At 41.9% G+C, this 1,458-nt stretch carries 1 protein-coding gene; it reads right to left on the reverse strand.

The window, feature by feature from the left end:
• Positions 1–1,177: AAA family ATPase (locus CK510_RS30305; RefSeq protein WP_095725110.1), on the reverse strand; the 1,177-nt coding region annotated here is incomplete at its 3' end.
• Positions 1,178–1,458: the final 281 nt, after the last annotated feature.

A 1,458-nucleotide genomic window follows, 5' to 3' on the forward strand; every position in this document is an offset into this window, starting at 1 on the left:
AAGTCGAAATCGCATCAGATTCCCCATTAATTTCTCCCATAGCGCAACTTTGCCACGAACCAGTACGGAAGCGTCTTTCATCCACATGTTCAACACCGATTCTGTAACCCTGGGATAGTATTTGTCTTACCTGCTCTTGGGTTTCTAAGGTTAAATTTGAAATCCCACCGGAATTGGATACTGATGAATAAGCTTTATAATATGCATCACTTGGGGATGGAGCTTGTGAATTATCGCTGCCATTGGGGGAATAGTTTGAATTTGATGCTGTGGTTGCTGGTGTCAATTGACGGGAATATAAACCGCGATTATATTCCTCTACCAAGAGAGAATTTTGAACTCGCTGCTGTTCTTCTACCATAAAATGACCCATCTCCATTAAATAAGATAGGTTGAAATTAGGTTTCTGAAATTGTGGTGGTCCATCGACACTATTAACCACCAATTGGGAAACCCGTTCAAAACCGACATCATGAATAAACTTGCGAATTTGCTCATCATAAATGCGCGATCGCAATGCGCTATAAAAGTCTACTGATTGACTTGGGAAGGTATCTACAAATTGCTCAATATCCCGACGCGACAAACTATCTTCGGCAAAAATCCCTTCCACAATCCCAACTTTATCATCGCGATCGGGTTGCCAATAAAATTTCTCCATCCGTCCATCACGGATTAATGGTGCGTATAAAGTTGAGAAATCATTACCCGTAACGATAATTGGCACGCGACACAATGGTGTAGAGTCATAACTACCTGGTAGCTGTACGTCGGTGGGGTTATCAGCGATATTCATCAATGTCGCATTCACCAACTGGGTATTTACAGTATACTGAGTACCTTGGTCAAAACGTCCTGCTCCAGCATCCAAATCATTTATCATCAGTACGCACATTTTCCCACGTACCTTAATTAGTTCGGCAGTTTCCCGATACCGCAAGCGAATTAATCGTGCTGGATCACCTGCATCGGGACTTTCCAACTCTCCACCGGAAATCAGGGTTACTTCTATCCCCATGCGTTCAAAAACCAACTCACATTGGAAGGATTTTCCTTCCCCCTTACGTCCGTGAATTCCTAAAATCAAGGGAACACGTATACCAGGGAGGTTGAGGAAATTTTTTGTGATGTGGACAGCAAGTTTATCGAGAAAGCGGGGAGCGATGTAGTAAGCCATGAACCTGGGGGAATAGATTGCGATCGCTTATATCATATCTTTATTTGTCTCACTTCTAGGTGCATGGGCGCAGGGAGGAATGGGAAAATACTGTCAATATGGGAACTTAGTCCCTAAATCGGCAGTCTCGAAAGCTTAGATTAACAATTTGGATTAATAATATTTGTAGCTACTACATTTCCTATTTCCAACATTAGTCGAAGTTGCAAGTTGAGTAAATTTCGATAATGTCTGATTTCCTGTGGAAATTGTTATCCCAAATATCATAGAATAGCGACTTG

Source organism: Brunnivagina elsteri CCALA 953 (genome assembly GCF_002289455.1).
Taxonomy (GTDB): domain Bacteria; phylum Cyanobacteriota; class Cyanobacteriia; order Cyanobacteriales; family Nostocaceae; genus Brunnivagina; species Brunnivagina elsteri.